This is a genomic window from Williamsia sp. 1135, assembly GCF_002095395.1.
Classification (GTDB): domain Bacteria; phylum Actinomycetota; class Actinomycetes; order Mycobacteriales; family Mycobacteriaceae; genus Williamsia.
The window spans coordinates 29,838-53,687 of sequence record NZ_MJEI01000094.1 but is presented as its reverse complement, the minus strand read 5'-3'; the positions used below and the strand labels follow the sequence as shown (position 1 = coordinate 53,687).

22 protein-coding genes are annotated in these 23,850 nt (G+C 65.4%); 12 read left to right on the top strand and 10 right to left on the bottom strand.

The features are described 5' to 3' along the window. Positions 1-3: 3 nt before the first annotated feature. Entirely contained in the window at positions 4-1,155 is a 1,152-nt protein-coding gene (locus BFL43_RS14345; RefSeq protein WP_084893200.1) for an FAD-binding oxidoreductase, read from the bottom strand. A gap of 122 nt (positions 1,156-1,277) precedes the next feature. On the opposite strand from BFL43_RS14345, the gene BFL43_RS14340 reads away from it, so the two are divergent. Further along, positions 1,278-2,534, top strand: a complete 1,257-nt coding sequence (locus tag BFL43_RS14340; protein WP_084893199.1) for an amidohydrolase family protein — start codon at positions 1,278-1,280, stop codon at positions 2,532-2,534. Positions 2,535-2,554: 20 nt separating this feature from the next. Here the strand turns inward: BFL43_RS14340 and BFL43_RS14335 are convergent, their stop codons facing one another. Beyond that, positions 2,555-4,288, bottom strand: a complete 1,734-nt coding sequence (locus BFL43_RS14335) for an FAD-dependent oxidoreductase (protein ID WP_084893198.1) — start codon at positions 4,286-4,288, stop codon at positions 2,555-2,557. A gap of 117 nt (positions 4,289-4,405) precedes the next feature. Between BFL43_RS14335 and BFL43_RS14330 the strand changes: the two genes are divergently transcribed. After that, positions 4,406-5,827 carry an LLM class flavin-dependent oxidoreductase gene (locus tag BFL43_RS14330; protein WP_084893275.1) on the top strand — a complete coding sequence of 474 codons (1,422 nt, stop codon included), beginning with the start codon at positions 4,406-4,408 and terminating at the stop codon, positions 5,825-5,827. 182 nt (positions 5,828-6,009) lie between these two features. Further along, positions 6,010-6,768 carry an SDR family oxidoreductase gene (locus tag BFL43_RS14325; RefSeq protein WP_084893197.1) on the top strand — a complete coding sequence of 253 codons (759 nt, stop codon included), beginning with the start codon at positions 6,010-6,012 and terminating at the stop codon, positions 6,766-6,768. A gap of 16 nt (positions 6,769-6,784) precedes the next feature. Here BFL43_RS14325 and BFL43_RS14320 read toward each other — a convergent pair whose 3' ends face one another. From BFL43_RS14320 to BFL43_RS14300, 5 genes are all read right to left on the bottom strand, one after another. Next, the gene (locus BFL43_RS14320) at positions 6,785-8,191 is read right to left on the bottom strand and encodes a sulfatase (protein ID WP_084893196.1); all 1,407 of its coding nucleotides are present in this window, start codon (positions 8,189-8,191) and stop codon (positions 6,785-6,787) included. Positions 8,192-8,223: 32 nt separating this feature from the next. Then, on the bottom strand, positions 8,224-10,161 hold the full coding sequence (gene cysC / locus BFL43_RS14315) for an adenylyl-sulfate kinase (protein ID WP_084893195.1): 1,938 nt from the start codon (positions 10,159-10,161) through the stop codon (positions 8,224-8,226). Next, entirely contained in the window at positions 10,161-11,090 is a 930-nt protein-coding gene (gene cysD / locus BFL43_RS14310; RefSeq protein ID WP_084893194.1) for a sulfate adenylyltransferase subunit CysD, read from the bottom strand. Before cysD ends, cysC begins: the two co-directional genes overlap by 1 nt. Then, the gene (locus BFL43_RS14305; RefSeq protein ID WP_084893193.1) at positions 11,087-11,920 is read right to left on the bottom strand and encodes a Stf0 family sulfotransferase; all 834 of its coding nucleotides are present in this window, start codon (positions 11,918-11,920) and stop codon (positions 11,087-11,089) included. The genes cysD and BFL43_RS14305 overlap by 4 nt, the downstream gene beginning before the upstream one ends. Before the next feature lie 124 nt (positions 11,921-12,044). Then, positions 12,045-12,452 (bottom strand): hypothetical protein, encoded by a 408-nt coding sequence (locus BFL43_RS14300; RefSeq protein ID WP_084893192.1) that lies wholly within the window; start codon positions 12,450-12,452, stop codon positions 12,045-12,047. Between the two features lie 198 nt (positions 12,453-12,650). On the opposite strand from BFL43_RS14300, the gene BFL43_RS14295 reads away from it, so the two are divergent. From BFL43_RS14295 to BFL43_RS14270, 6 genes are all read left to right on the top strand, one after another. Next, positions 12,651-13,034, top strand: coding sequence for an SHOCT domain-containing protein (locus BFL43_RS14295; RefSeq protein ID WP_084893191.1), 384 nt, complete (start codon positions 12,651-12,653; stop codon positions 13,032-13,034). Positions 13,035-13,295: 261 nt separating this feature from the next. Beyond that, positions 13,296-14,369 carry an NAD(P)H-binding protein gene (locus tag BFL43_RS14290; RefSeq protein ID WP_084893190.1) on the top strand — a complete coding sequence of 358 codons (1,074 nt, stop codon included), beginning with the start codon at positions 13,296-13,298 and terminating at the stop codon, positions 14,367-14,369. Next, positions 14,366-15,070 (top strand): type II CAAX endopeptidase family protein, encoded by a 705-nt coding sequence (locus BFL43_RS14285; protein ID WP_084893189.1) that lies wholly within the window; start codon positions 14,366-14,368, stop codon positions 15,068-15,070. Before BFL43_RS14290 ends, BFL43_RS14285 begins: the two co-directional genes overlap by 4 nt. Before the next feature lie 39 nt (positions 15,071-15,109). After that, positions 15,110-15,538 (top strand): SRPBCC family protein, encoded by a 429-nt coding sequence (locus tag BFL43_RS14280; protein WP_084893188.1) that lies wholly within the window; start codon positions 15,110-15,112, stop codon positions 15,536-15,538. A gap of 211 nt (positions 15,539-15,749) precedes the next feature. After that, on the top strand, positions 15,750-16,055 hold the full coding sequence (locus tag BFL43_RS14275; protein ID WP_084893187.1) for a GlsB/YeaQ/YmgE family stress response membrane protein: 306 nt from the start codon (positions 15,750-15,752) through the stop codon (positions 16,053-16,055). An 89-nt stretch (positions 16,056-16,144) separates the two neighbouring features. Next, on the top strand, positions 16,145-17,491 hold the full coding sequence (locus tag BFL43_RS14270; protein WP_084893186.1) for a lipase family protein: 1,347 nt from the start codon (positions 16,145-16,147) through the stop codon (positions 17,489-17,491). On the opposite strand, the gene BFL43_RS14265 is transcribed toward BFL43_RS14270, so the two are convergent. Next, on the bottom strand, positions 17,492-17,920 hold the full coding sequence (locus BFL43_RS14265; protein WP_084893274.1) for an SRPBCC family protein: 429 nt from the start codon (positions 17,918-17,920) through the stop codon (positions 17,492-17,494). Between the two features lie 87 nt (positions 17,921-18,007). Here BFL43_RS14265 and ggt point away from each other — a divergent pair, with 87 nt between their 5' ends. Beyond that, positions 18,008-19,969: a gamma-glutamyltransferase gene (gene ggt, locus BFL43_RS14260; RefSeq protein ID WP_084893273.1), complete on the top strand. Its 1,962-nt coding sequence runs from the start codon at positions 18,008-18,010 to the stop codon at positions 19,967-19,969. A 77-nt stretch (positions 19,970-20,046) separates the two neighbouring features. Here ggt and BFL43_RS14255 read toward each other — a convergent pair whose 3' ends face one another. Continuing rightward, the gene (locus tag BFL43_RS14255) at positions 20,047-21,534 is read right to left on the bottom strand and encodes an AMP-binding protein (protein ID WP_168176639.1); all 1,488 of its coding nucleotides are present in this window, start codon (positions 21,532-21,534) and stop codon (positions 20,047-20,049) included. An 81-nt stretch (positions 21,535-21,615) separates the two neighbouring features. Between BFL43_RS14255 and BFL43_RS14250 the strand changes: the two genes are divergently transcribed. Both BFL43_RS14250 and BFL43_RS14245 read left to right on the top strand, forming a co-directional pair. Beyond that, a complete protein-coding gene (locus BFL43_RS14250) occupies positions 21,616-22,569 on the top strand; it encodes an aldo/keto reductase (RefSeq protein ID WP_084893184.1) in 954 nt (317 codons plus the stop codon). After that, a complete protein-coding gene (locus BFL43_RS14245) occupies positions 22,569-22,988 on the top strand; it encodes a hypothetical protein (protein WP_084893183.1) in 420 nt (139 codons plus the stop codon). Before BFL43_RS14250 ends, BFL43_RS14245 begins: the two co-directional genes overlap by 1 nt. An 8-nt stretch (positions 22,989-22,996) precedes the next feature. Here BFL43_RS14245 and BFL43_RS14240 read toward each other — a convergent pair whose 3' ends face one another. Then, a complete protein-coding gene (locus BFL43_RS14240) occupies positions 22,997-23,800 on the bottom strand; it encodes a GntR family transcriptional regulator (RefSeq protein ID WP_084893182.1) in 804 nt (267 codons plus the stop codon). Positions 23,801-23,850 lie beyond the last annotated feature (50 nt).

The window sequence follows — 23,850 nt, the reverse complement described above, 5'->3', positions numbered from 1 at the left end:
GACTCAGACCGGGTCGTGCTGCATCTTGCTCGCCGGAAGTCCTGCGATCAGCAGTCGACGTCGCGTGTTCGCGATCATCTCCGGAGACCCGGCGAGTAGTACCTGATGCTGCGTCCAGTCCTTGCCGTATCCGAGTACGGCGTCGGCGAGTTGCCCCTGTACTCGCTCCAGGGTGATGCGCCCGGATTCTTCACTGGCAGTGCTCCACCACGGATCGGTGTCGTCTTCGACCACCGTTGTGACCGTCAGCCACGGATTGGTGGCGACCATCCGCCACAGCCGGGACAGGTCGTACAGATCTGCCGGGTATCGCGCTCCGCAGAACAGGTGGACCGCGGGCGCGTCGGCGCGGAACGAGAGTTCGATGAGCAGCGCCCGCAGCGGCGCCAGTCCGGTGCCACCGGCGATCATCAGGACCTCGCGGTCGGTGTCGACAGTGAGGGTGCCGTGGCTCTGCGCCAGCCGCCAGACGTCGCCGACCTGGGTCTCGGTGACGATGGAGTTACTGATGGAACCACCGGGGACCGCGCGTACATGGAACTCGATCTCGCCGTCGGGATTCGGCGGGATCGACGGAGAGAAATGCCGCCAGATCCGCGGCCACTGAGGTATCTGAACCTCGAGGTACTGGCCCGCTGCAAATGTCAGTGGCTGCGCCGATTTCAGTCGCACCACGGCCAAATCCCTTGACAACCGGTACTTCTCGGCAACAACAGCCTGCCAGGTCGCAGGTCCGGGCGCAGAGTGGGCGGCACCGCGCATGACGCCGGTGGTGAGCATGAAGGCCTGCGAGACGACATTCGCGATGTCTTCGTCCCAGCGGTCGCCCATCGTCACCGCGATCTCACGCATCAGGGCGGCGAAGAACTGGTGATAGTTCTCTTCGGTGACGCCGTACTTGCGATGATCCCGCCCGAGTTGCCCGAGGAACTCGAGAAGTCGTGGGTGATTGTCCCGGTCGGGGACGGTTTCCAGCACGTACTCGATGACCCGGAACAGCATCGCCCGCTGGTGGCCCATGTTCGCCGGGAAGAGCTCACGCAACTCCGGATTCGTCGCGAAGAGGCGTAAGTAGAAGTTCGAGGTGAACCGATCGGGGTCTGCGTTCAGCACATCACGCACCTGCAAGAGCACGTGCTGAGTATGCGTTCCCACTTCGAGCCGACCTCCCCGTGTGCGGCCTCGTGCGGCCGGCGCGTTCGCTTTCCCGGACAGTTTATTGCCCAAGGCCTGTATATACGCCCAGGCGACGGCGGATGGCTGGGTACAGTTGTCTGATGGCAGAGGAGCGTGCCAAGCACCAGGTGCGCCGGGGCGCACACGCCGGGTCGGGTGAGGATGGGTCCGGTGTGCTGGCACGTGGACTGCAGACGGACGAGAAGACCAAAGGGGCGGGGGAGAACCAGCGAGTGGGGGAGTCGCGGCTGTCGGTGTCGACGGGAGCATTGGCGGGGGTGATCCCCGGGATCGTCGACACGCACGTGCATCAGTGGGATCCGCTGCGCTCTCCGCGGGAGGCGTCGAAGCGGACTCGGCTCTACCGGGCGGCCCCGGTGTTCGGCCGAGCGATATTCCGGTACGCGGTGACGCAAAAGGATCGCGAACTCGTCCTGGATCCGAAGTTCGTGACCAGGCCGTATCTGCCGAAGCACTACCAGCACGACGCCGCGGCGGTGCTGCTGACCGCCGGGGTACCGGTGGAATCCGTCGTCCACATGCAGGCGGACTGGCGGACGGACGAACCCATGGCGGCGGCGGCCGAGACCAGGTGGGTCGCGGGCCTGCCGTTCGGTGTGAACGGAGCGCCTGAGCTGGGAGCCATCGTCGCGCGCGGTGATCCACGGAGCCCGTTCTTCTCGCAGTTGCTGGACGTGCACCTCGACATCTCCGACCGCGTCACCGGCATCCGCGCCATGGCGGCCCATCATCCGGACCCGAAGGTGCGCAGTTGGGCCGAGGTCGAAGGACTGCTCGCGGACCCCGACTTCCTCCGTGGCTTCGCCGCGCTGGCCGAGCGAGATCTGGTGTTCGATGCCTGGGTGTACTCGCACCAGTTACGCGACGTCCGGACGCTCGCGCGCGAGTACCCCGAGACCACCATCGTGCTCAATCACTTCGGTACACCGGTCGGCCTTTTCGGGCCGATGGGGCAGAGCACCGGCCACACCGCCGCCCAGCGTCACGAGCTGATGCGGGCCTGGCGTGAGGACATCTCGGCAGTTGCCCAGTGCCAGAACGTGGTCGTGAAACTCTCCGGACTGGCCTTCCCGCTCCTCGGCTACGGACACCAGCGTTCCGGCAACATCGGCACCCAGCAGACGCTGACCAGCATGACCGGTCCGCTCCTCGAACACGTGGTGTCGGTGTTCGGCCCCGACCGCATGATGTTCGGATCGAACTTTCCCGCCGACAAACCGAATGCCACGATGGCCACCATCGTCGGCACGGAGCTCGATGTGCTCGAGCCATATGGCGAAGAGTTGTTGCGGAAGGTCTTTCGCGACAACGCCCGCAGGGTCTACCGGATCGACTGATCGCCGGCGCGCCGCGATTGCTAGTGCTTGGGTGTCAGATTCGCCAGCCGCACCCGCTGTAGATGCTCGTGCACCAGAGGCACCGCCGAGGCGCCCTCGCCGCTCGCCGATGCGACGCGCTTCATCGATCCGCTCCGCACGTCGCCGACCGCGAAGATCCCCGGCACCGTGGTCTCGAGGAACGCCGGGGGAACGCCGTCCTGCCAGTACTCCTTCGGCATCGACCGGCCGGTGACCAGGAAGCTGTGCTCGTCACGTTTGATGGCCTGCGGGATCCAGTCGCACGTCGGGGCGGCGCCGAGGAGCAGGAACAAGCCCGAGGCGTCGACCCGTTCGGAGGTGCGGGTCTGGTTGTTGCACAATTCGAGCCACTCGAGATGCCCGTCGCCGCCGCCGTCCACCACTTCGGTGTGGCCCTTCACCGTAATGCACGGGCTCGCCTCGATCTCCCGGATGAGGTAGTCCGACATGGTCTCGGTCAGCGACTCTCGACGGATCGCGATCGTCACCGACTTGGCGAACCGCGACAGGTGCATCGCGGCCTGCCCGGCGGAATTGCCACCACCGACCACCACGACATCGCGTCCGGTCATCTCGCGGGCTGCGCTGGTGGCGGCCCCGTAGTAGACGCCCGACCCGACGAGGTCCTCGCATCCGCGGACGCCGAAACGGCGGTAGGCGACGCCGGTGGCGATGACGATCGCGCGCGCGCAGATGCGGGCGTCGCCTACCCGGACGTGGTGGTGGTCGTACTCGTCGTTGACCTCGATCTCGGTGACGCCCTCACCGGAGAAGAACTGTGCCCCGAAGCGGCTGGCCTGGATCCGTGCCCGCTGGGCGAGGCGCATGCCGGAGATGCCGCGAGGGAATCCGAGGTAGTTGCGGATCATGGAGCTGGTGCCGGCCTGTCCGCCGATGGCGCCCTGCTCGATGACGGTGGTGGAGAGCCCCTCGGAGGCGCCGTAGACGGCCGCGGCCAACCCGGCGGGGCCTGCACCGATCACCAGGAGGTCGGCGACCGTGCCCTCGGGGATCTTGTCGGGGGTGCCGTAGATGGTGGCCGCCACCTCACTGACCGTCGGACGGGACAGCGGCGGCTTCCCGAGGCGGCTCAGTACGGGGAGTTCGGAGTCGCCCTCGACCGAGGCGAGGATGTCGCGTCCCACGACGGAATCCGGGTGATTGATCTCCACCGGCATACCCATCCGGTCGAGGAAATCGCGGATCGCCGACAGCTCAGGGGATGGTCCGTCGGCGACGATCTGCAGGTAGGCGACCTCGGGGGCGGCCACCGACCAGCCCCAGTCCGACAGGTACTCGACGATCGCGGTGTGGAACTCCTCGTCGCGTTGTCCGCGCGGGATGCCGAGGTAGGTGTCATAGCGGCCCTCGGCGACGCCGGTGCGCAGCTCGTCGAAAGAGTCGCCGAACCGGATCGAGGGAATCAGGGCCACGCGCCGCGCCGAGGGGACGACGAACCGCAGCTTCTGGAGCAGGGCGTCGCCCTGCCAGTCACCGAGATCGCCGAGTTCGATGAGGAACAGGGCGATCGGCACCTTCTTGGCGAGCAGGCTCTTCGTCAGTTCGAGGCATTCGCCGCCGGTCGCGGCGAACTTGATGTTGTAGTCGCGGCCGTAGCGGCTGCGGATCTCGTCGATGACGGTGTTGCGGGCGCTCTCGGTCGCCGAGAGGACGATCGCCGGCGTCAGTCGTTCGTTCGCATCGGGCAGATCGAAGAAAGATTCAGAAGTCACGCCGTCAAATCTAACCCCGGTTTCGGGTCACTGTGATCGCAAGTGTTTTCGGCACAGTCCGTGCACCGGAGGATCGGTCGGGTCCGGGTACGACCGCCCGGTGAGAGGCTGGCACCGATGTCCCGCACCATCCGGTTCAACGCGTTCGACATGAACTGCGTCGCCCATCAGTCCCCGGGATTGTGGCGCCACCCAGAAGACCGGTCGTGGGACTACAACACCCTCGACTACTGGGTCGACCTCGCCAAGGCGTTGGAGGTCGGCGGGTTCGACGGCCTGTTCATCGCAGACGTCCTCGGCACCTACGACGTCTACGCGGGCACCGACGAGGCCGCGATCCGGCAGGGCGCGCAGATCCCCGTGGCAGATCCGCTGCTGCTGGTGTCGGCGATGGCCCACGCCACCGAGCACCTCGGCTTCGGGATCACCGCAGGCACCGGGTTCGAGCATCCCTACCCGTTCGCCCGCCGGCTCTCGACCCTCGATCATCTGACCCGCGGTCGCATCGGCTGGAACATCGTCACCGGCTATCTACCGGCCGCGGCCCGCAACATGGGCGAGGTGGATCAGCTCGAGCACGACGCCCGCTACGACCACGCCGACGAGTACCTGACCGTGCTCTACAAACTCTGGGAGGGTTCGTGGGAGCGCGACGCCGTGCGCCGCGACAAGGACCATGGGGTCTTCGCCGACCCGGCCAAGGTCCACCACATCGGCCATCGCGGCGAGCACTTCAGCGTGCCCGGTATCCACCTGTCCGAGCCGTCGCCGCAGGGTTCGCCCGTGATCTACCAGGCCGGGGCGTCGCCACGTGGGGTGAAGTTCGCGGCCGAGAACGCCGAGGCGATCTTCGTCGGAGCGCCGACGAAAGACATTCTGCGGAACCTGGTCACGAACATCCGTGAGCAGTTGGTGGGCGCGGGACGCGGCGCCTACGACGCCCGCATCTACACGTTGCTCACGATCATCACGGCCGAGACCGACGAGGCTGCTCGCGCGAAGGCGGAGGAATACCAGCGCTATGCGAGCGCCGAGGGCGCGCTTGTGTTCATGTCGGGATGGATGGGCATCGACCTGTCGCGCTACGACCTCGATGAACCGATCGGCAACGTCGAGAGCAACGCCATCCAATCAGCCGTCGCCGCGTTCCAGCAGGCCTCCGACACCGGCAAAGAGTGGACGATCCGCGACATCGCGGCCTGGGGCGGCATCGGTGGGATGGGGCCCGTGCTCGTGGGATCGGGTGACAGCGTCGCCGAACAATTGCTGGAGTGGGCCGAGGAAACCGACGTCGACGGTTTCAACCTCGCCTACGCCGTGACACCGGGGACATTCACCGACGTCATCGAGCATGTGGTGCCCGCCCTCGAGGCGCGTGGTGCCTACGACCGCGAGTATGTGCCCGGCACGCTTCGGCACAAGCTCTTCGGCCAGGGCGATCTATTGCCCGATCACCATCGGGGTGCGAGCTTCCGCGTGGGCGGGGCGAACTCGACCGTCGATGACTCCCTGAGGCACGGCGCCGGGGTGCAGGCCTGACGCGCCCTGAGATCGTCCCTTTCCGCACCCACTGAGGGCATATCGCCCTTGGACACCCCGGAAACGGACGATCTCAGGGCGAAATCCGAGAACCGCCAGCAGATGATCCCGGCAATGACCGATGATCGGGCGGAGGCAACCGCCGCATTCTTGGATGAACGAGCACCGGAGTATCGACAACGATGACGCTTGATCTGTTCGACGTGAGTGGCAAGACCGCCCTGGTCACCGGCGGTACCAGCGGTATCGGTGCGATGATCGCCCACGGACTTCTCGAACGCGGTGCCCGCGTGGTGATCGCCGGTCGCAAGCCCGACGCTCTGGAAGAGGCCCGCGCCGCCGGTCTGACCGCGCTGCAGGCGAACCTCTCCACGCCCGAGGGTGCCCGCGCGTTGGCCGAACAGGTCGCAGCAGAGGTGGACGGTCTGGACATCCTCGTGAACAACGCAGGCGCGACGTGGGGTGCACCGCTGGATGAGTTCCCCGACGCGGCGTGGGATCGGGTGCTGAAGCTCAACGTGCAGGCACCGTTCGCGCTGACCCAAGCACTGCTGCCGCTGCTGACCAGGGGCGCCACCGCAGAAGATCCGTCGCGGGTGATCAACATCGGCAGCATCGACGGGATCCGGGTGCCCCGCACGGCGTCGTACTCCTACTCGTCGAGCAAGGCGGCCATCCACCAGCTGACTCGGCACCTCGCCCGCGACCTGGGTCCGCGTCATGTCACCGTCAATGCCATCGCACCGGGACCGTTCGAGTCCAAGATGATGGCCCCGATCCTGGCCGAACTGCGGGACGAGGTGGAAGCAGCATCACCGCTCGGCCGCATCGGCAGACCCGACGATGTGGTCGGCGCCGTGGTGTATTTGTCCAGTCGAGCAGGTAGCTACCTCACCGGTGCGGTGATCCCGGTCGACGGGGGAATTGCCACCACCCTTTGACCCGCGGGCGTGATCGTTACCCGGTCGCGCGGGTCTCCGGGGTCTTGAGCTGACGATCTCGCCCCTTGGGCGAGCGGGGCACGGCTTCTTTGTCGCCGAGCGTCGCCTGGTACCGATGCATGAACTCGGCGGCGATGGCACTGCCCTCGGCGTCACTGGTCACCGTGTCGCCCAGTTTCTCCTGCCATTCGTGCAGCCGGTTCTCGAGTTCGTTCTGCACCGCGGCGTAGGCGGGGTCACCGGCGAGATTGTTCACCTCACCCGGATCCGAGCGCAGATCGTAGAGTTCTTTGGCACTGCGTGGACCCAGGTGTGATCCGCCGAGCGCCCGGCCCGACGGACTGTCGGCGATGTCGAGGGGTAGCTCCAGGGCGCTCCGGGACGCGAAGTTCTCGATGAAGCTGTAGTCGACCGTGCGGATCGCGCGGATCGGGTCGTAGCTGTCGTGATAGTTCTTCTGCGTGAAGACCGCATCGCGGACCACGGTCTCCCGGTCGGCGCCGGAGAGAACGTCGGCATGGGAGACACCTTCGACCTCGTCGGGGACCTCGACCCCGAGGAGCTCTAGCAGTGTCGGGACGAGGTCGACGCCGCTGAAGAGTCCCTCGTAACGCACCGGTGCGATCGACCGCGAGCGCGGCGGGCGAACGATGAACGAGATGCCCGTGCCGCGGTCGTACAACGTCGATTTCGCGCCGGGGAAGGCCTCGCCGTGATCGGTGAAGAAGACCACCCAGGTGTCCTCTGCGAATCCGGACGCGTCGAGCGCTTCGAGTAGGCGCCCGGTCGCGATGTCGGCGACCTCGATGCTGCCGTGGAACGCCGCGAGGTCGCCGCGGACCTCTGCGGTGTCGGGCAGGTAGTCGGGGACGTCGAACCCGTTGGGATCGGGCACCGGGTAGCGATCGGGTGAGTACGGCCGATGCACCTCGAAGAAGCCCGTGTTCAGCAAGAACGGCGTGTGGTCGCCGGAGTCGCGAGTCTGCGCCGTGGCTTTGAGCCATTCCTCCGCGCGGTCGACGACGTAGTCGCAGTCGGAATCGGTGACGTCGTAGTCGTCGTAACCGAGCCGTCCGGGAACCGCGGATTCGTGCTGCATGCCGAAGAGTGCGCTTTTCCAGCCGTTGGCGCCCAGGATCTGAGGCAGCGTTCGGACGCCTTCGCGGTACTCCCAGCCGTGATGCGCAAGCCCGACGACACCGTTGCTGTGTGGATATCGACCGGTCAGCAGCGAGCCACGCGAAGGTGAGCACAGCGGTGCGGTCGCGTGCGCCCCGGTGAGGAGAACACCCTCCGCCGCGAGTCGCTCGAGATTGGGGCAATGGGCCCCGGATGCCCCGTAGAGCTCCAGATGGCGACCCAGGTCGTGCCAGTGAACCAGGAGAACGTTCTCTTTCCTGGAGGCGGCGTCATAGCCGGTCATACATATAACCCTTCAGCGATGTCTCCGACAGGCTAGCCCGTGCTCTGCTGCGCCGTCGGTGCCCGTGTTTCCAGCACCTGCAAGATCTGTGTCACCAGAGCGTCGAGATCTGCCCCGGTGGTGTCGACCACGAGGTCGGGATTCTCCGGCACCTCGTAGGGTGCGTCGATGCCGGTGAGGCCCTTCAGTTCGCCCGCGCGGGCCCGCTTGTAGAGGCCCTTCGGGTCGCGGCGTTCACATTCGGCGAGCGGGGTCGCGACGTGGATCTCGATGAAGGGCAGCCCGGCCGCGTCGTTGAGTGTTCTCGCGATCTCGCGGTCTGATTCCAGTGGTGACACCAGAGACGCGATCGCGACCACGCCCGCGTCGGCGAACAACCGGGTCAGGTGCCCCACGCGGCGGATGTTCTCGGCGCGATCGCCAGGGGAGAAGCCCAGATCGTCGGACAGTCCGTGGCGGACGTTGTCGCCGTCGAGCAGGTAGGCAACCCTGCCGGATTCGACGAGCGCGCGTTCGAGGCCGACCGCGAGGGTGGACTTGCCGGAGGCGGGCAGGCCGGTGAGCCACACCGTCGCACCGCGTTGCCCGACGGTCGTCCAGCGATGGCCACGGTCGAGCGACGACGGATGCCACTTGACGTCGTTACGTGTCCGCTCGCCTGGCTTGACCTCGCGGGCCTCCAAGATCGTGCCGGCACCGACGGTGTCGTTCGAGTTCTCGTCGATCAGGATGAACGCGCCCGCATCCTGGTTCCCGGCGTATCGGTCGGCAACCACCACCGAGCTGGTGCGCAAGGTGACGGTGCCGATGTCGTTCAGCGACAACTCGATCGGGTTCTGGTCGATCTCGAGGGTCTCGGGATCGAGTCGGCTGTGCAGTTCCTGGACCGTGGCGCGCACCGTGCGGGTGGTGTGCTTGAGTGCCAACCGGTCCCCTGCGCGCAGGGGACTGTCCGCGAACCAGCAGAGGTTGACCTCGAGTTCCCTTGCGAGGACCGGTAGCTCGGTGGCGTCTGCGGACACGAGCACATCCCCGCGGCCGACATCGATGTCGTCGGCGAGTTCGACGGACACCGACAGTGGTGCCACCGCGATGTCGCGGGTGTCGTCGAGGGTGTCGAGCGCGGTCACCGTGCTCTGCGTGCCCGCGGGCAGGACCGCGACGCGATCACCGACGGACAGCGTTCCGGCTGACAGTCGCCCGGTGTACCGCCGACGCTCTTGCGCGCTCGGACGCGAGACCCACTGGATGGGCAGACGTAGCTCGTCGACAGCGGCGTGCGGAGCCTTGAGATCGATCTCCTCGAGGTGACCGAGCAGGGTCGGGCCGTCGTACCACGGCGTCCGCGTCGAACGGTGCACGACGTTGTCGCCGTCACGGGCCGCCACCGGGACCACGGTGAGGTCGGAGACACCGAGTCGGTGTGCCAGAGCGTGTAATTCGGATTCGAGTTCCCGGAAGCGCGCCTCGTCGTAGTCGACGAGATCGATCTTGTTCACTGCGGCGACGAGGTGCGGAACCCCGAGCAGGGAGGCGATTCGCGCATGCCTTCGGGTCTGCCGCAACACTCCGGCGCGCGCGTCCACGAGCAGGACGGCGACGTGGGCGTTGGACGCGCCGGTGAACATGTTTCGGGTGTAGCGCTCGTGGCCCGGGGTGTCGGCGAGGATGTAGTTGCGTGACGGGGTGGAGAAGAAACGATAGGCGACATCGATCGTGATGCCCTGTTCCCGCTCGGCCCGCAAACCGTCGGACAGCGCTGCGAGATCGACGCCGCCACCGTCGTCGGTCACCGACTCGAGATGGTCGAGCGGCAGGCTGTCGGTGTCCAGGAGGAGCCGCCCGATCAGGGTGCTCTTGCCGTCGTCGACAGATCCGGCGGTGGCCAGCCGGAGTAGCTGCCGCGGTGGTTGGTCGGTGAGATCTGCTGTGATCTCCGGTGTTTCACTCAGCTCGGTTGTCTCGCTCATCAGAAGTATCCCTCACGTTTGCGGTCTTCCATGGCTGCCTCGGAGGTGCGGTCGTCGGCCCGGGTCTCGCCGCGCTCGGACACCACCGCTGCGGAGATCTCTTCGATGACCTGGCTGATCTCGGTCGCGGTGGATCGGACGGCGCCGGTGATGGTGAGATCGCCGACGGTGCGGTAACGGACCCATTCGGTCTTCGCTGCCTCGTGTTCGGCGGCCTGGGTGAACTCGGATGTCGCCAAGATTCCGTCGCGTTCGAACACCTCGCGCTCGTGCGCGAAGTAGATCGACGGTAGGTCGAGTTCCTCGAGTTCGATGTATCGCCAGATGTCGAGCTCGGTCCAATTGCTCAGCGGGAACACCCGCACCTGCTCACCGCGGCGGATGCGACCGTTGTACAGCGACCACGGCTCGGGCCGCTGGGCTCGCGGATCCCATTGGCCGAACTCGTCGCGGAAGCTCAGGACCCGTTCCTTGGCGCGGGCGCGTTCTTCGTCGCGGCGGGCGCCGCCGAAGGCCGCATCGAAACGACCGGCGTCGAGTGCGTCGAGAAGTGTCCTGGTCTGCAGGCGATTTCGGGAACCGCTGGACCCACCGATCTCGGTACTGCGGCCGCTGTCGATCGCTTCCTGCACCGATCCGACGATCAACCTGTGGCCGCCTTCGGCGAGCCTCCGGTCTCGGAACTCGATGACCTCGGGGAAGTTGTGGCCGGTGTCGACGTGGAGGATGGGGAAGGGTACGGGACTCGGCCGAAAAGCTTTCTCCGCCAGTCGGAGCAAGACGATGGAGTCCTTGCCGGCCGAGAACAGCAGTACGGGTCGCTCGAGTTCGGCGACCACCTCGCGGATGATGTGCACGGACTCGGCTTCGAGTGCACGTAGTTCCTCGACCCTGCTGATGTGGGCGGGAAGAGTCTCGGTTGTGCTCACAGCGGCAGACCTCTCGTTGCGGCGTCGTGGCGATAACGCTCCGCCCACTCGTTGGAGCGGGCGTCGCCCTGCTTTTCCAGATCAGGCGGTGGGGCCGCGGCCGGGTCCAGACCGAGTGCCTCCAGGATGGTGGCCACCACCTTGGTGGTGTCGGCGGTCAACTCTTCGTAGCTGACCTCGAACGGTGTGATGTCGTTGTCGGCGAACCATGCCCGCCATCCGGCCTCTTGATTGCGCAATTCGGTCACCAGGTGGGCGATCCCGTCGGCGTTGTACTGCGCTTGCGCATCGCGCTCGGGGTCGGCTTTGCCCCGCCAGACCCGCGTTTGTACCGCACGCCAAAAGGACACGGCCTGATCGACGACGTTCTCCCGGGAGACCTTGATCAGCAGCACATCTCCGAGTACGTCGTCGATGGCCGAACGCAGGTCGGACCCGGAACGCTCGGGCAGTCCGGCGGCCCAGGTGACGAGCAGCGGGGTCTGATTCCACATGAGTTTGCCGCCCCAGACGCCGTTGTCGCTGCGTCCGGCCTGCAATATCCGGTCTCGCCACTGCGTTGGGGTCTCCACGGCGGGGGTGCCCGGATCCAAGGGATCGAGGAGCGCGAGCACTGCCGGATCGGTCACTTCCGCGAACCATTCGCGTGGTTGGGGGGCCGCACTCGTGGTCGGCAGGTACTGGAAGAACTCCTCGGGGTTGCCGGCGATACCGGTGGCCCGGAGAGACTCGACGAGGAGCGTGCTGCCGCTGCGCTGCGACGCCAGCACGAGGTACGAGCCCCCCGGACCACTTTCGTGAAGGGTCGAGTTGTCGGGACGGGATGCCATGAACGAGACCTTAGCGGCCCCAAAAAATCCGCGACCTCGATGAATCGGCCTGATCCGGATTATTGACCGACCGGCGAACCTGGGCTAGGAATCGGGTGTCCGGTCGGTCGTCGCCGCGCGCAGATCAGTCGTTCTTCCAGGTCGACACAGCCCAGATCACGATGAGATCCAACGCGATGATCACGATGGACCACAGCGGATACTGCGGCAGCCAGAGAAAATTGATGACGATCGAGATGGCGGCCAGCACGATGGCGGTGGCCCGCGCCCACACGGCTCCGGCCATCAAGCCTGCGCCGACCAGAATGCCGAGGACGCCCAGGATCAGATGAATCCAGCCCCATGCGGTCAAATCGAACTCGTAGGTGTATTTCGGACCGACCACGAAGAGGTCATCGTTCGCAATTGCGGCAATTCCCTGGAAAATCGCCAGAAACGAGCCGACGAGCAACAGAATCGCGGCGGCGAAGGTCGTGCCCCCGGCAATGCCTTGCTTGACCGGATGCCGCTCGATGTCAGATGAAGTACTCACAGCTGGGCCTTTCTCGATGAGACATTGTTTGCATCGAGTGTCATCGGGGGAGTCGGTTGTGTCCTCACCCGTCTCGGATGAACCCTTCCCGCCTGCTGTGATTCATCCGGGAAGGGTGAAGAAAAACTACGCTCACGTGCGATGATCGACTTCGTCACCGATGTACGGGGGCAGCTTCGAGCAAGGAGTGGTCAGAAAATGTGGGATTCTTTCTGGGATTTCATCTGGTACACGTTGGTGATCTTCGCGTTCATCGCGTATTTGATGATTCTTTTCAATGTGCTCGCGGATCTGTTCCGTGACCACAAGACCTCAGGTTTCGTCAAGGCGGTCTGGATCATCTTCCTGATCCTGGTGCCCTACATCACGGTGTTCGTCTACCTGATCGCGCGTGGGCGCGGAATGGCAGAGCGGGCGCAGGCCTCGCAGGAAGCGGCCCGCCAGCAGGCCGACGCCTACATCAAGCAGGCTGCCGGAACGACGTCGCCGTCAGATCAGATCCACTCGGCGAAGGCGCTGCTCGACAACGGCACCATCACGCAGGAAGAGTTCGACAAGCTCAAGGCCAAAGCGCTGGCCTAGTCGCCGATCGCAAGACACCTCGGGCGTCGATCGCACCGTTCGCCGGTGCGGTCGACGTTTGTCGTCTGTGCCGACCCGCGGACTGTTCCGTTCCCATCCGCAGTGATCGGCGCCACGATTGTTCCCTCACGCTGCGGGGTAAGTCCATTTGGTCCGCTCACGAACGCAATGCGCGTGTGCTCTTGCGGTCACCGTGAACACCAGGCGTTGCGAGTTCGCCAGAGGTGACCGACCGAGGTACGCATAGAACCAGGTGGTGACATGCACGTACTTGTTCTCGGGGCCACCGGCTACATCGGCTCCCGACTGATCCCTGCTCTCCTCGATGCAGGCCACGAGGTGGTGGCCGCGTCCCGTGACCTCGCCTCTCTCGAACGCTTCGGCTGGGTCGACGACGTCAAGACGATCGAGTTCAACGCCTCCGATCCCGAATCGGTCCAGGCCGGCTTCTCCGCCGCGGGGGATGTCGACGTCGTGTACTACCTCGTCCACGGCATCGGCGAGAAGAACTTTCGCGACATCGATCGCCGCGCCGCCGAGAATGTCGCCGCCGGCGCCCGCGGTCACAACGTCGGTCGCATCGTCTATCTCGGCGGGTTCGTGCCGGATGATGCGGAACTGTCCGAACACCTCGAGAGCCGCGCCGAGGTCGGCAAGGCTCTCGACCTCGATGGCGGGGCTGATCTGGTGTGGCTGAAGGCGGCCGTCGTGATCGGCGCCGGGTCGACATCGTTCGAGATGGTCCGGTACATCTCGGACCGCCTCGCCGTGATCCCGCTGCCCACCTGGGTGGACAACCCGATGGACCCGATCTCCGTCCGCGATGCCGTCTACTACCTGGCCGCGGCGGCAACCGACCAGGTCCCGCCGGGCAGTTACGACATCACCAGCGCGGACACCGCGTCGTACAGCGCACTCCTGTTCGCCTACCTGCGCGCGATCAAGGCACCCCGTGTGGGTGTCGTGATGCCGTCGGTGGACGTCCGCCTGGCCGGCTTCGTCGGTGGTTTGCTCGTACCGGTACCCACCGGGCTCGCGTCCGACCTGGTGCGGTCGTTGGACTACCCGATGAAGGCGTCCGAGCATACGATTCGTGACCATGTACCCGATCCCCCGGGAGGACTGTTGACCGTCCGGCAAGCCGTGAAGCTATCGGTGGCCAGCGGTCTACCTCGGCCGGTGAACGAACTCCCCGATATTCATCATCTCGCGGACACGGATCCCTCGTGGGCGGGCGGCGACCTGATGCGCGTCAAGCGTGAGGTACGGGATCGGACCGTCCAGGCGGTCGGCGTGGTGGCGGGGTTGATCAACGCGGTGCGGGGTGCGACGTGATCACGGTTCCCGACAAATTCCAGTTCCTGCTGGACACCGTCGTCGACGATTCGGACGAGCCGGTCGAGTCCAGGGCCTCGGTGCTGCGCCGGCGGATCGTCGTGGCTGTGGTGCTCATCGCGGGCAGCGTGACGCTGGGATTCTCGCTCTCGATCGAACCCGGTGATTCGTCCTTCTATCCGATGACCTTTGCCCTGGCCGCAATATGGCTGGTGGGTGCCTTCGCGTCGGGTCCGATACGCATCGGCTGCTTTCCGCCTCCCCGCGGCGGTCACGTGCAGGCCGCTGGGATCGGCATCATCGTCGGGCTGATCCTCGGGGCGATCTTCGTTGTCGGTGGTCTCGTCATCAGGGAGATCCCGCCGCTGCGAGATTTCATCGCCGAAGTACTCGACCACGCCGACACCGGAGGGCTGGCGTTGGTGCTGGCGACGGCAATCGTCAACGGCATCGCCGAAGAGCTGTTCTTCCGTGGCGCGGTCTACTCGGCCTTCAAAGGCCATGCACCAGTGATCTTCTCGACTTTGATCTATGTGATCGCGACGCTGGCCAGCGGTAACCCGATGCTGGGATTCGCGGCCATCTTGCTCGGCGTGGTGTGCGCGCTCGAACGCCGGGCCACTGCCGGAGTGCTCGCTCCGGCATTCACCCACATTGCGTGGACGCTTGTCATGGTCCTCGTGCTCCCGCTGCTCTTCTAGGAAATCGCAGCGCAAAACATACTTGGAGGTAATACCCGCATGGCTGGTGTGAACGTATCGGTGACAAGCGATCTGGAACCCGAGAAGGCGTGGCAGATGGCGTCTGATCTGAGTCGGTTCGACGAATGGATGACCATCTTCGCCGGCTGGAAGAGCCCCGTGCCGGACACCATTGCCGAGGGCACCAAGGTGTCGTCCCTGATCAAGGTCAAGGGTTTTCGCAACACCATCCACTGGGAGGTCACGCGCTACGACGAACCGAGACTGCTCGAGCTGTCGGGTAGCGGCCGGGGCGGCGTGAAGATCGCGATCGCGCTGAAAGTGACGCCGCAGGGCGACGGCTCGATCTTCGATCTCGATGCGACCTTGAGTGGCAGTGTCCTGAACGGGCCGATCGGAGACCTGGTCGCCCGGGTGATCGACTCCGATGTCCGCAAGTCGGTGGCGAACCTCGTGGCCCTGCGCTGAGAGGGCCGGGATCACCGGTTCGGGGGCCACACACCTGGAGTCGGGGGCGGCTGTCGCGTAGGGCTGGACGTGGCCGAGGTCGGTGGACGAGACTTGAGGTGCTGACCGCTTTCAGACCCGAGGTTTCATCGACCCCATCGGTGGGGATTCCAAGTGGGCAGCGTGGTCACGCATCCGTGACCAGCGAGCACCACCAACGTTAGGAAGCACTGTGAGTACCACTACTCAAGCGGTCGAGGTTTTGGCCGAACGTTCCACCACCACGACTGCGGTCGGTTGGGTTGGCTACATCATCATCGGCGGTCTCGCCGGCTGGATCGCCAGCAAGTTCATGGGTACCGACAAGCAGATGGGAATTCTGCTCAACATCGTCGTCGGTGTCATCGGTGCCTTCCTGGGTGGATTCATCCTCAGCTTCTTCTTCGACACCGCGAGTGGCGGTTGGTGGTTCACATTCTTCACCGCACTTCTCGGCGCGTGCATCCTGCTGTTCATCGTGAAGCGGCTCAGACGCTGACGCGGTAGTGCATCCACGCACCAGGTGAGACAGAAACCGGCGCGGGCTCATGGAGCCCGCGCCGGTTGTCGCCTTCTACAGGAAGTCCGATGAGCGAAAACATCGATGTCGCAAGCGGCTGGACCGCCGAAGCGACGACACCGCGACCGACGAGGTGGCACAGGCCGCAGCTGCCCGTCAACGACCCGTTCTACCGCCCGCCCGCAGACTTCGAGACACTGCCCGCCGGCACGCTGTTGCGAAGTCGTGAGGTGGAGATCGCGCTGCTCGGTGTGATTCCGCAGAAAGTCCGCGCCTGGCAGTTGCTGTACTGCACAGCGGATCTGAACGGGACGCCCGAAGCGTCTGTCACCACGGTGCTGTTGCCTGCCGACGCGGATGAAGATGCGGAATCGGCGCAAGAGCGCCCGCTGCTGGCCTATCAGTGCGCCATCGATGCGATCTCATCCCGAAGCTTCCCGTCGTACGCCTTGCAACGCGGATCGACGTCTCTCGGCAACGTTGCACCCTTCGAGCTGCTGATCATCGCCAACGCGGTGTCTCGGGGCTGGGCGGTCACGATCGCCGATCACGAGGGACTCGGTGGCTACTTCGGCGCCCCGCGTGAGCCTGGGTACCGCGTCCTGGATGGGATCAGGGCGGCGACCGATTTTGCACCCTTGCGTCTCTCGCAGTCGACTCCCGTGGGTGTCTGGGGCTATTCCGGCGGCGGCATGGCGTCGTCGTGGGTCGCCGAGATGGCGCCGGAGTACGCTCCGGAACTGAACATCGTCGGGGCGGTTCTCGGTGCGCCGGTAGGTGATCCGGGCCAGACGTACATTCGCCTCAACGACACGTTCTTCGCAGGTCTGCCCGCGTTGGTGGTCGCCGGCCTACGTCACCTGTACCCCGGGTTGGGGCGGGTGATCGAGGCGCACGTCAACGACGAGGGCAGGGCGCGACTCGACGAGATCGAGACGATGTCCACCGCGTGGGCGATCGCCCGGTTCGCCGGCGACGATTTCGACAACTACACCGACATCCCGCTGGCCGATGTGCTCGCCTCGCCCGCGGTTCTCGAATTGTTCGACGACATCCGGCTGGGTTCCCGGCGGCCCGATTGCCCGCTGCTCGTACTGCAGCCGGTTCACGATCAGATCATCGCCGTCGAGGACGTGGATGGACAGGTGGAGCGCTACAACGAGTTCGGAGCCAACGTGACGTACATCCGCGACCGTGTCAGCGAACACTTGTCGTTGATGATTCTCTCGACGCCCACTGTGCTCGAATGGCTGACCGCCCGGTTCGAAGGCGCACCCGAGCCGATCGGGTCGACCCGCACCGTGTGGTCGACCGCGCTCTCGCCCACCTCGCTACGCGGATTGCTGGGTACGGGCCGCGGATTTCTGGGAATGGGCAAGGCCGCGCTGTTCACCCTGGTGGGCGGCAAGTTGTGATCAGCCGACGACCTGGTCGCGCAAACCCTTCGTCGCCATCTCCAGAACTGTTTTCTGACCTCTTTTGACGAGTAGCCCCGGCACCGGGATCTTGAGATCGATGGTCATCTCGAACTCGACGTGGGTGCCGGTTTCCGTTTCGGTGAGGCGATATTCGGCGCGCTGCATCTTCTGCTGCGAGCTCTCGAGCATCTCCCACACCACGGAGTTGTCGGCCCAGGTGTACTCGACGACCTGATCGTCGGTGTTGCCCATCAGCTGGACGCTCATGCGTGCCTGCCTGGGCCTGCCATCGTCGTGACGGTCGATCACGGCGGCGCTCTTGTGAATGGACGACCATGACGGCATGCCCTCGATGTCCGCGATGGCGTCGAGCACCGCGGCTGGTGGCGCTTCGATGTCGATACTCTTGCTTCCGCTAACTGCCATGGTCTGAAGGTAACCCAACTGCGCTGATCGCCAAACGAAATCGTGGATCGAGGGTTTCTGCTGCATACGATCGGGGAACATGTGACCATGACCGGACCTGTGGCCCGCCCCCGCGCAGGTGCTGTGGCTGTGATTGTCACCGCACTGCTCCTGGCGGCGTCGTGTTCGACGTCCTCCGACGAGATTGCGTCACCTGAGCGCGTGTGTGCTCTACCCGAGTCGCCGAGTACAGCGGTCACCGCGCCCTCCGAGCCGGATGGTGCGACGGAGGACATCTCGACCAACCCTGAGGTGGCGACGGGGTACCGGTCGGACATGACCGTGGTGCACACGAAGTCTTTCGCCGCGGCCACCGCGAATCCGCTGGCCACACAGGCAGCCTGTGAGGTCCTGGCCGATGGTGGCGACGCCGCAGACGCGCTGGTGGCTGCCCAGATGGTCCTCGGCCTCGCCGAGCCGCAGAGTTCGGGCATCGGCGGCGGTGCATTCGCGCTGTATTACGACGCAGCCGACAAGTCGGTGCAGGCCTACGACGGCCGCGAGGTGGCACCGGCGGCGGCCACCGAGAACTACCTGCGCTGGGTCGACGACATCAATCGCACCGAGCCGGTGCCCAGTGCACGCGAGAGCGGCCGGTCGATCGGTGTACCCGGGGTCCTGCGACTGCTGGAGGACGTTCACTCGGAGCACGGGAACAACGCCTGGCGCAGTCTGTTCGAACCTGCGACCAGCCTGGCCGACAGCGGCTTCGCGATCAGCCCCCGGATGGCTGCGGCCATCGACGAGTCCAGTGCCGAGCTCGCGGTCGATCCAGCTGCCAAATCGTATTTCTTGCTGCCGGACGGGTCAGGCAAGCCCGCGGGAGAGGTCCTGACAAACCCGGCGTACTCGAAGACGTTGGGCGCCATCGCGTCCGAGGGAGCCGACGCGTTCTACTCCGGTGACATCGCCGAGGCCATCGTGGCGAAGGCGGGGTCCACCGCCAACGGGATGACCCCGTCCGCGATGACAGTCGCCGATCTGCAGAACTACGAGTCGAAGGTGCGCGAACCCATCTGCGTCCCATACCGCGACGTGCAGGTCTGCGGGATGCCGAACCCGTCATCGGGCGGGCTCGCCGTGGCGTCGACGCTGGGGATCCTCTCGAACTTCGAGATGGATCAATACCCGCCGACCGCAACCGATCTCAACGGTGGGAAGCCGTCGGTGATGGGGGTGCACCTGATCTCCGAGGCCGAGCGACTGGCCTACGCAGACCGCGACAAGTACATCGCCGATTCCGACTTCGTGCCCCTGCCCGGCGGAAGTCCTGCTGCCCTCTTGGATCCCGCCTACCTGAAAGGTCGGGCGGCACTCATCAATCCGGACCGCTCGATGGGGACTGCGACGGCAGGTCAATTCGATGCTGCCGCACCCGTCGGCTGGTACGCCGGTGTCGAGCACGGGACCAGCCACATCTCCGTTGTCGACAAGGAAGGCAACGCCGCGTCCATGACCACCACGGTGGAGTCCGCGTTCGGATCCTTTCACATGGTCGACGGCTTCCTGCTGAACAACCAGCTCACCGATTTCTCCGCCGAGCCGACCGATCCGCAGGGTCTGCCTCTGGTCAACCGGGTGGAGCCGAACAAGCGGCCGCGCAGTTCCATGGCGCCGACGCTGGTCTTCAGTGGACCTGCCGCCGGCGGCGAGTACGGCGACCTCGAGATGGTCGTCGGATCACCCGGTGGGTCGGTGATCATCCAGTTCGTGGTGAAAACGCTGATCGGACTGACTGATTGGGGTATGGATCCACAACAGGCGGTGTCGATGGTCGACTTCGGTGCGGCCAACACGCCGAGCACCAACGTCGGCGGTGAGCACCCCAACATCGACACCGCGAACAACGGGGACAACGACCCACTTGTCCAGGGATTGCGCGCCAAGGGTCATGAGGTCGACCTCGACGACCAATCCAGCGGGCTGAGCGCCCTGTTGCGTACCGAGCAAGGATGGTCCGGTGGAGCGGATCCACGCCGCGAAGGGATAGTTCTCGGCGACTCTCGTTGACCGTGCCGAACCGGCCGTCGACCGTGCCGAAACAGCGATCGAGCGTGCTCTTCTGACCGTCGATATCCCATGTGCCGTCAAGGAGTCGATGGCCAGATGAGGTCGGTGACCTGTTGCCGATGCGGCTTGCCCTGTTCGGTGGTCGGGATGTGGTCGACGATCACGATCGACCAAGGATGCCGCTTGGCGAGGTCGTCTCCTGAGCTGGTTGCGTCGGCGGTGAGCACCACTGCCGCACCGAAACCACCCCTGGGACCGGGGACCGCCACCGCGTAGGCGACCTCGGGATTCGAGCAGAGATCCTGCTGCACGTCGAGCGGAAAAATCGAGTGCCCGTCGATGAATCGTTCGTCAGCGGCACGACCGCGGATGTGCAGGTATCCATCGCTGTCGAGGAACCCGGCGTCGCCGGTGGTGAACGAGCCGTCGTCGTGGAAGCCCGAGGACTCCGGCGCGACGGAATATCCCTGCGCCATCGCCCGGGTGCGGACGTTGATCAGTCCGGTCTCGCCTGCGGACAGGATGTTTCCGGCGGCGTCCGTGATTCGGACCTGCACAGTGGGGATCGGTCTACCAGCCGAGCTCAGAAGTTCAGGATGCTCGAGGCTGTAATCGGGGCCGGCAAGAGCGCTGACAACTCCGAATTCGCTTGCACCGTAGGGGTGCACGAGAAGGGGGCGTCCGGCGCGGGTCAGCAGCCTCCGTCGCAGTGCGGGCGAGGCGTCGGCGCCGATATGGCTTATCGCGAGAAGGGACGACAGGTCGAAGTCCGTCATCTCGATGCCGTCGAGCAGTTCGACGAGGAGCGGTTCGACGAGCGCGACATGGGTGACGCGCTGCTCGGCAATGGTGGTGGCGATCGACACCGGTTCGAACGTTCTGCGGAGGATGAGTTGGCCGCCGCCGATCAGAACAGTGTCGACAAGGGTCTGAGCGATGTAGGGGAGCGGAGTGCAGATCAATTGCCTACGGCCGGGGGTCGGTCCGAGATCGACGAGCCGGTCGTACGCGGCAACACTGCGAACGCTGGCCTTCGACACGCCCGTGGTGCCGCCGGTCGCGACCAGGACGCACTGCTCGTCGGGGCCGAGATCGACGCGCAGCGGTGCCGTGGGCGCCGAGCCCACAGCGGTCAGTAGGTCGGGTACACCCTCGATCGGTCCTACCCCCAGCACCAGTGAAACGGACCCGGCGGGGAACGCGGCTGCGGTGTCCGGGAAGACGATCGCGGCGTCGGCGCTGATCCGGGACAGGAAAACCGAGAGTCGCTGCGGTGTCCCGGCGTCCGGGCACAGAACCGTGACACACCCCAACCGGGTGGCCGCATACCGAATTGCGATCGCTTCGATCGCAATGGGGGCGAGGACGGCAACGGTGTCGCCGCGGCCGAGCCCGTGCGCGGCGAGGACATGGGTCAGGCGCGTCGTCAGATCGAAGAACTCGGAAGCGGTGAAACTCCTGGTCTCGTCGCTGATCACGTCTTCATCGGGACGCGACGACAGTGAATCCATCACCTTGTCGGCGTGCGTGATGCCGGTATGAGTGGAGTGTGGTGAGGACGTCATGGTGGCTCCTTGTCCCGACTGGAGGTCCTGGTCCATTGTGCGCGGCGGCAGGACGACGGACGAATCAATAGTGTGGTGGGCATGACTCGAATCGGCGACTCGACCCTTGACGTCTATCCACTCAATCTCGGCGGCAATACGTTCGGCTGGACCAGTGACGCCGATACGTCGTTCACGGTGCTCGACGACTTCGTCGCCGCCGGCGGCAATTTCATCGACACCTCCGACAGCTACATGGCGTCGATTCCGGGCAACACGGGCGGCGAGTCCGAAACCATCCTCGGGCAGTGGTTCAGCAAGGAGGGGCGACGCGACGACGTCGTACTCGCCACCAAGGTCAGCAGGCATCCTGAGTTCCTCGGTCTGGCGCCCGACAACATCGCCCGTGCGGCAGAGGCCTCCCTGCGACGGCTGCAGACCGACCGCATCGACCTCTACTACGCGCACTACGACGATCCGGACGTCCCCCTCGGCGAGACGCTCGGTGCGTTCGACGCGCTGGTCAAGGCCGGAAAGGTGAGGTACCTCGGAATCTCGAACTACTCGCCCGAACGGATCGCCGAGTGGATGGCGATCGCCGAGGCCAACGGTTTCGCGAAGCCTGTTGCGCTGCAGCCCCACTACAGCCTGGTGGCCCGGGAGCCGTTCGAGGCGCAATTACGTCCGCTCGCCGAGAAACACAGCCTCGGGGTGATGCCGTACTGGGCGCTGGCCAGTGGCTTCCTGACCGGTAAGTACCGCACACAGGAGGACGTCGATGCTGCGGCCCGCAGCAAGATCGTCGACCGCTACTTCAGCACCGAAGGACTGGCGGTGGTCGACGTCCTCGCTGACATCGCCAAGGCACATGAGGTTGCCATCGCGACGGTGGCCATCGCCTGGACCCGACAACAGCCGACGATCGTCGCCCCGATCGTCAGTGCGCGGATACCGGATCAGCTCGGCGCGCTGCTGGCATCGGTGGATCTGACGCTCTCCGCCACCGAACTCGAGCGACTGGACGACGTCTCGGCGAAGGTCACGGCGGTCGGCTGATGAAACACGTGGTCACCGGCATCGGCGAGGACGGGACATCGTTCCTGGAGTCCGTCACGGTCCACGACGGCCCGATCGTGGAGTCAGGATCTGTCGGTGTCTACGAACACTCGTCCGCGCCCGACCTGACGCGACCGGCGTCGGGCATCCCGCTCGACTTCGCCCCGGAGCCGGGCACGGTGACGTGGCGACTCATCGAGTTCTGGCCGGGCCGAGACATCCCGTTCCATCACACCGACAGCGTCGACATCACCGTTGTCGTCGACGGAACTGTCGACTTCGCGGTCGACTCCGAGACCATCGGACTGGACGTCGGTGACGTGGTGGTCGTCAACGGCGCCGGCCACAGTTGGAATACCGAGATCGGTTGCCGGTTGCTGGTGGGGATGGTCGGCGGTAACCGGCCGTCGGCCGAGTAGGCGGCAGCTCAGATCCGCGAACGCCGGATCGACTGGATGGCCTGCCGCGACATGGCGGCGGAGGCGTTGACGACCCGGTCGCCGTATCGATCGAGAACCAGCGCCTGGGTTGCGGCCAGGTGCGCGCGGGCCAGGCGTTCGGCCTCGTCGGCGCGTCCGGCTGCGATCTCTTCGACCAGACGGCGATGTGCCCGGACAGCTTCCTCGGCCTCGACCTCGGAGGGGTACTCGCCGTGGCGGGTCCGCGCTTCGGCCCAGGCTTCTTCCTGCGCCGACCACAGCGCAACATAGCTGCCGACCGCGTACCGAATGGTCACGTTTGGCGTGAACGAGACGACGAGATCGTGGAAATCGCGGGCGCTGTGGGTGAACTCGACGCCGTTGCCGACAAAGCCGACCGAGGCATCGATGGCAGCTGTCAACGCCGGTACGACGACGTCGGCGCGGTCATCGCGCCGGGCGCACTCGGCCGCGCACGTCGGTTCCAGCATCTGGAGCCCCGCGGCGAGATCCCGGAGCGTGACGCGGGCGGCCTGCAAAGACAATCCCAGGTGATACGCCGCCGAGGTCTCGTCCGGCCGGTGCACGTCTGCGCCGCCGACGTTCCCTCGACGGACAGTGACCAGACCCTCGGTCTCCAGGATCCGCAAGGCCTCACGGATCGACGGATAGCTGACACCGAAGTCCTTGACCAGCTGTTCTTGAGTGGGCAAGCGGTAGTCTTCGTCGTCGAGGATGGCGTCGCGGATCTCCGCGGCAACCGTCTCGGCGATCCGGCGCTGGGGAACCCGACCGTTCCTGACCGTCGTCACTCAGACCGCATTTCGTTCATTCCGGGGAGTATAATCGAATCGTCGACCCC

Bases quoted from the DNA above. Each gene is read 5' to 3' on its own strand.
- BFL43_RS14250 (WP_084893184.1), top strand. From the start codon at position 21,616: ATGACTCGAATCGGCGACTCGACCCTTGACGTCTATCCACTCAATCTC.
- cysC (WP_084893195.1), bottom strand. From the start codon at position 10,161: ATGAGCGAGACAACCGAGCTGAGTGAAACACCGGAGATCACAGCAGAT.
- BFL43_RS14255 (WP_168176639.1), bottom strand. From the start codon at position 21,534: ATGACGTCCTCACCACACTCCACTCATACCGGCATCACGCACGCCGAC.
- BFL43_RS14270 (WP_084893186.1), top strand. From the start codon at position 16,145: ATGAGCGAAAACATCGATGTCGCAAGCGGCTGGACCGCCGAAGCGACG.
- BFL43_RS14340 (WP_084893199.1), top strand. From the start codon at position 1,278: ATGGCAGAGGAGCGTGCCAAGCACCAGGTGCGCCGGGGCGCACACGCC.
- BFL43_RS14295 (WP_084893191.1), top strand. From the start codon at position 12,651: ATGTGGGATTCTTTCTGGGATTTCATCTGGTACACGTTGGTGATCTTC.
- BFL43_RS14320 (WP_084893196.1), bottom strand. From the start codon at position 8,191: ATGACCGGCTATGACGCCGCCTCCAGGAAAGAGAACGTTCTCCTGGTT.
- BFL43_RS14265 (WP_084893274.1), bottom strand. From the start codon at position 17,920: ATGGCAGTTAGCGGAAGCAAGAGTATCGACATCGAAGCGCCACCAGCC.
- BFL43_RS14325 (WP_084893197.1), top strand. From the start codon at position 6,010: ATGACGCTTGATCTGTTCGACGTGAGTGGCAAGACCGCCCTGGTCACC.
- ggt (WP_084893273.1), top strand. From the start codon at position 18,008: ATGACCGGACCTGTGGCCCGCCCCCGCGCAGGTGCTGTGGCTGTGATT.
- BFL43_RS14290 (WP_084893190.1), top strand. From the start codon at position 13,296: ATGCACGTACTTGTTCTCGGGGCCACCGGCTACATCGGCTCCCGACTG.
- BFL43_RS14330 (WP_084893275.1), top strand. From the start codon at position 4,406: ATGTCCCGCACCATCCGGTTCAACGCGTTCGACATGAACTGCGTCGCC.
- BFL43_RS14245 (WP_084893183.1), top strand. From the start codon at position 22,569: ATGAAACACGTGGTCACCGGCATCGGCGAGGACGGGACATCGTTCCTG.
- BFL43_RS14305 (WP_084893193.1), bottom strand. From the start codon at position 11,920: ATGGCATCCCGTCCCGACAACTCGACCCTTCACGAAAGTGGTCCGGGG.
- BFL43_RS14280 (WP_084893188.1), top strand. From the start codon at position 15,110: ATGGCTGGTGTGAACGTATCGGTGACAAGCGATCTGGAACCCGAGAAG.